Source organism: Spirillospora sp. NPDC049652, assembly GCF_040675125.1.
GTDB lineage: Bacteria > Actinomycetota > Actinomycetes > Streptosporangiales > Streptosporangiaceae > Spirillospora.
In genome coordinates this window covers 1-4,506 of record NZ_JBFAOF010000603.1, presented here as the reverse complement: position 1 = coordinate 4,506, position 4,506 = coordinate 1, and the positions used below count along the sequence as shown (strand labels likewise).

Here is a 4,506-nt window from a genome sequence, read left to right as displayed (position 1 = left end):
GCTCGGACGGGGCCGCGCCGCTGGTGCTGACCGCCGGGGCGTCGGTGCAGCGGCTGTCGATCCAGGACTTCCCGCGGCCGGTGGAGCCGGTCGACCGGATCCGGGTGCCGAAGTCGTTCAGCCCCCGCAACCCGCAGATGCGCCGCGACCTGGCGTCCACGCTGCGCAACAAGGTGTCGGACGACACCCGCGACCGGCGCCGCGTCCGCGACACCCCGGCCGGGGACGACGCGGAGATCGGGCGGCTGCGCGCCGAGCTGCGCGCGCACCCGGTGCACGGCTGCGACAAGCGCGAGGACCACGCCCGCTGGGCCGAGCGGTTCTTCCGGCTGGAGCGGGAGACCGACCTGCTGCGCCGCCGGGTGGAGGGCCGCTCGCAGGTGATCGCCCGCACGTTCGACCGGGTCTGCGCCGTCCTGCAGCAGCTCGGCTACCTCGACGGCGGGGAGGTCACCGAGGAGGGCCGCCGCCTCGGCCGGATCTACAACGAGCTGGACCTGCTGACGGCCGAGTCGCTGCGCGAGGGGCTGTGGGACAAGCTCGACCACGCCCAGCTCGCCGCGTGCGTGTCGGCGCTGGTGTACGAGTCGCGGCAGCCCGAGGACGCGTCGGCGCCCCGCACGCCCGGCGGCGCGGTGCAGGAGGCCCTGGCCGGGATGGTCCGGCTGTGGGGGCAGCTGGACGCGGTGGAGAAGGACAACCAGGTGTCGTTCCTGCGCGAGCCCGACCTGGGGTTCGCGTGGACCGCCTACCGGTGGGCCAAGGGCGACGACCTGGACGAGGTGCTGATGGACGGCGACATGACCGCCGGTGACTTCGTCCGCGCCGTCAAGCAGCTCTTGGACCTGCTCGGGCAGGTCGCCGACGCGTCCGAGCCCAACAGCCACCTGCGCAAGACCGCGCGCCGCGCGATGGACGCGATGCGCCGCGGCGTCGTCGCCTACACGTCGGTCACCTGACCGGGCCGAGCGGCACCTGACCGGGCCGAGCGGCTCATGCCCGGCCCCCCCGGCCCATGACCGGGCCGGGGGCCGGGGAGACGCCGTCTTCCCGGCCAGCCTGGCCGGGCGGGCGTGCGACCCCAGTCGATGATCTACAGCGTAAAGGTGGTCACTCGTCGTCCTCGGCGGGACGGTGCGCGAACTCCAGCAGTCCCGGCAGGTCCACGACGGTGATCCGCCGCCAGCCCGTCCGGACCAGGCCCTCCTGGCGCAGCCGGTTGAGGCCCCGCGCGACGGTCTCGCGGGAGGCGTCCATCCACGACCCGAGCTCCTGCTGCGACAGGGGAGGGGCGATGTCGACGCCGCCGTCCGGGGCGGGCGGGGCGTGCCGTGCCGACAGTTCGGCCAGGTGCGCCAGCAGCAGTGCCAGCCGCTGGTCGCCGCGGACCGCCACGTGCGCGCGGGCCCGCTGGTCGGCGTCGTCCAGCCGCCGCACGAACGTGCCGCTCACCAGGCGCCACACCCGTGGATGCGCGTCGAGGAACGCGGTGAACCGGCCCGCCGGCACCACCCGCGCCCGCACCGCCGACAGCGCCGTCACCGTCGCCGACCGGTGCCGCGCGCCCAGCACCGCGCTCTCGCACACCAGGTCGCCCGGCCCCCGCACGGCGAGCACCACGGCGTGCCCGTCCTCGGTGGCCGAGGCGACCTTCACCCAGCCCGACTCGATCACGATGATGTGGTCCGACTCGTCGCCCTGCAGGCACAGCGGCGTGCGGGCGGGGAACGTCCTGGGCCGTGCCACCGCCCGCAGCGCGTCACGCTCCGCGGCCGTGAGCGCGCCCCAGAAGTCCTCGGGGCGCACCGGGAGTTTCCTGTCGATCAACGGGGGTCCGTTCTCCGAGCCTCCCCGGGGAAGGGGGCTCGCGGTGTCGGGACGGGAGGACCGCCTCCGGTGGACCTCGTACCGCGTCACTGCGCGCTCCTGCGGCACCTGTCCTGCCGACCTCCCGCATCTGCCTCGGCGACCTCGTGGGGCACCCCTCCGGCGCCCGCTCCCCCCCAAGCAGACACCCTGCCCGCCCCCGATGCTGCCCCCTGCGACCCATCCCGTCTGCGTCCTCTGACTCACTCCAAGAGAACACCCGGGCCGGGCCAAAAGGACCACGCGGGCCAATCGCCGCGACTAGGCTCCTCCCGCGAACGAGGGGGCACGCATGAAGCGAATCGTCATCGGCGCGGTCGGCGCCGCGTCCGCCGGTCTGGCCGCCGCGGCGGTCACCACGGCGGTCTCCACGGCCGCGTCCAGGAACGCCGTCCCGGCGTCCACGGACGCCGTCCCGGCGGCCGCCGCCGCGACGTCGGTCACGTTCAGGACGCAGCGGCTCACCGGCCCGAGGCCGCCGAAGACGGGGATCGACCACAACGTCGTGGCGCTCGGCACCGTGCGGCTGGCGATGAAGGCGAACCAGACCGCCTACGTGGTCTCGTCGCTGCACGCGAACGCGGCCAGCGTGCGGTCGATGGTGGACAACGAGGTGCGGTGCGTGTGGCGGGGCGGCGGCAAGAACCTGGTGATGGGCCAGAACCTCTACGCGGGAACGGGCGAGAACCCGCAGTGGGAGGACAACTGGATCGTGACCAAGTTCCTGGTGCACCCCGGGGCCGCCACGACGGCGACGTGCACGACCTACGCGCGGATCGCCTCGCTCTATCCGCAGACGTCCTCGGTGCGGATCGCGGGTGGCTCTCTGCGGTTCGCCGACTACTCGGTCGCGAACGCGGCGAACGGCAAGCCCCTCGAATACGACATCCCCTACGGCGACCTGCCGGTGGACTCCAGGCGCCGGACCCTGCGGCAGCCCGCGCTCCCCGTGACCGCCCTCCCGTCCGGGCTCCGCGAACTCAGTGCCTTCGGCGACGTGGACTACCAGGTGTGCCAGCGGGCCCGCGGCTGCGACAAGAACGGCTCCTCGACGGCCCGGTTCACGCTGGTCGTCAACCAGTGGAACGCCGGGCATACGAAGATCTGCCACACGGACGCGACGAAGAGCGTCACCAGGACGATCCCGTACTGGGTGCACCACGCCGTGGTGCCGCTGTACACGCCGCACTTCAAGGTCCTGAGGACGGCGGGCTGCGCGCCGGTCGTCAACGCCTACGTGCGGGTGGACTGGCTGCGGGGCCAGGAAGGCGCGGTCCAGGGCACGGCGGTCGGGCTGCCCGACCGGCGCGGTTCGGCGTCCAAGCACCGGTCGGCGATGAGCCACGTCTACCTCGTCCCGGCGTGACCTGAACCTCCCCTTCGCGGAGAAGGCCCGACGTTACAACCGGGACGGGTGGGGAACCCCGGCCCCATGGATCACTCGAAGGCTCCCGTGCTCGACGCGCTGGCCGCCTACCACCGGCGCGGCGACGTCCCGTTCACTCCGCCCGGCCACAAGCAGGGGCGCGGCGCCGACCCGCGGGTGCGGGAGGTGCTGGGCGACGCGGTGTTCGGGTCCGACGTCCTGGCGATCGAGGGCCTGGACGACCGCCGGTCCTCGGCGGGGATCCTGGCCCGCGCCCAGGAGCTGATGGCCGACGCCGTCCACGCCGAGCACACGTTCTTCTCGACCTGCGGAAGCTCCCTGTCGGTCAAGAGCGCGATGCTCTCGGTCGCCGGACCGGGCGAGAAGCTGCTGGTCGGACGGGACGCGCACAAGTCGGTGGTGTCCGGCCTGATCCTCAGCGGCGTCCGCCCGATCTGGGTCGAGCCGCAGTGGGACCCGGACCTGCACCTCGCGCACCCGCCGTCCGCCGAGGCGTTCGCGCGCCGGTTCGAGGAGCACCCCGACGCGCGCGGCGCGCTCGTCACCAGCCCCACCCCGTACGGGACGTGCGCCGACCTGGAGGCCATCGCGGCGGCCTGCCACCGGCACGGCAAGCCGCTCATCGTGGACGAGGCCTGGGGCGCGCACCTGCCGTTCCACCCCGACCTGCCCGCCTGGGCGATGGACTCGGGCGCGGACGTGTGCGTCACCTCGGTGCACAAGATGGGCGCGGGCCTCGAACAGGGCTCGGTCTTCCACCTCCAGGGCGACCTGGTCGACCCGGACGTGCTGAGCGCCCGCGAGGACCTGCTCGGCACCACCAGCCCGTCCGTGCTGATCTACGCGGGCCTGGACGGCTGGCGGCGGCAGATGGTCGAGGACGGTGAGCGGCTGCTCGGCGACACGCTCAAGCTCGCCGACCGCGTCCGGCGCGAGATCGAGGCCATCCCGGGGATGCACGTCAACGCCGAGGAGTTCGTCGGCCCCGGGCGCGCGTACGACCGCGACCCGCTCCAGGTCGTCATCGACATCGCCGGGATGCCCGGGGTCAGCGGCTACCGCGCGGCCGACTGGGTGCGCGCCGAGCACAACGTCAACCTGCACCTGTCGGACCACCGCCGGATCAGCGCGCAGCTCACCTTCGCCGACGACGACTCGACGGCGGACGCCCTGCTGACCGCGCTGCCGGCCTCCCTCGGCGCCCTCGCCGTCACCGCGATCACCCTCGTCGGCGCCGTGACCTGGGCGGACCC

Annotated in this window: 3 protein-coding genes and 1 pseudogene; 3 read left to right on the top strand and 1 reads right to left on the bottom strand. The window is 73.8% G+C overall.

Going from position 1 to position 4,506, the window contains the following annotated elements:
- A pseudogene (locus AB0J52_RS28855) lies at positions 1-959 on the top strand (DEAD/DEAH box helicase); the annotation flags it as partial.
- Positions 960-1,110: 151 nt separating this feature from the next.
- Here the strand turns inward: AB0J52_RS28855 and AB0J52_RS28850 are convergent.
- Complete coding sequence (locus AB0J52_RS28850) at positions 1,111-1,827, bottom strand: Crp/Fnr family transcriptional regulator (RefSeq protein ID WP_500185648.1); 717 nt, start codon at positions 1,825-1,827, stop codon at positions 1,111-1,113.
- Between the two features lie 331 nt (positions 1,828-2,158).
- On the opposite strand from AB0J52_RS28850, the gene AB0J52_RS28845 reads away from it, so the two are divergent.
- Together AB0J52_RS28845 and AB0J52_RS28840 are read left to right on the top strand one after the other, a co-directional pair.
- Positions 2,159-3,232 carry a hypothetical protein gene (locus tag AB0J52_RS28845; RefSeq protein ID WP_500185646.1) on the top strand — a complete coding sequence of 358 codons (1,074 nt, stop codon included), beginning with the start codon at positions 2,159-2,161 and terminating at the stop codon, positions 3,230-3,232.
- Between the two features lie 66 nt (positions 3,233-3,298).
- The coding region (locus AB0J52_RS28840) for an aminotransferase class I/II-fold pyridoxal phosphate-dependent enzyme (RefSeq protein ID WP_500185645.1) at positions 3,299-4,506 on the top strand (1,208 nt) is incomplete at its 3' end.

Bases quoted from the DNA above. Each gene is read 5' to 3' on its own strand.
- AB0J52_RS28845 (WP_500185646.1), top strand. From the start codon at position 2,159: ATGAAGCGAATCGTCATCGGCGCGGTCGGCGCCGCGTCCGCCGGTCTG.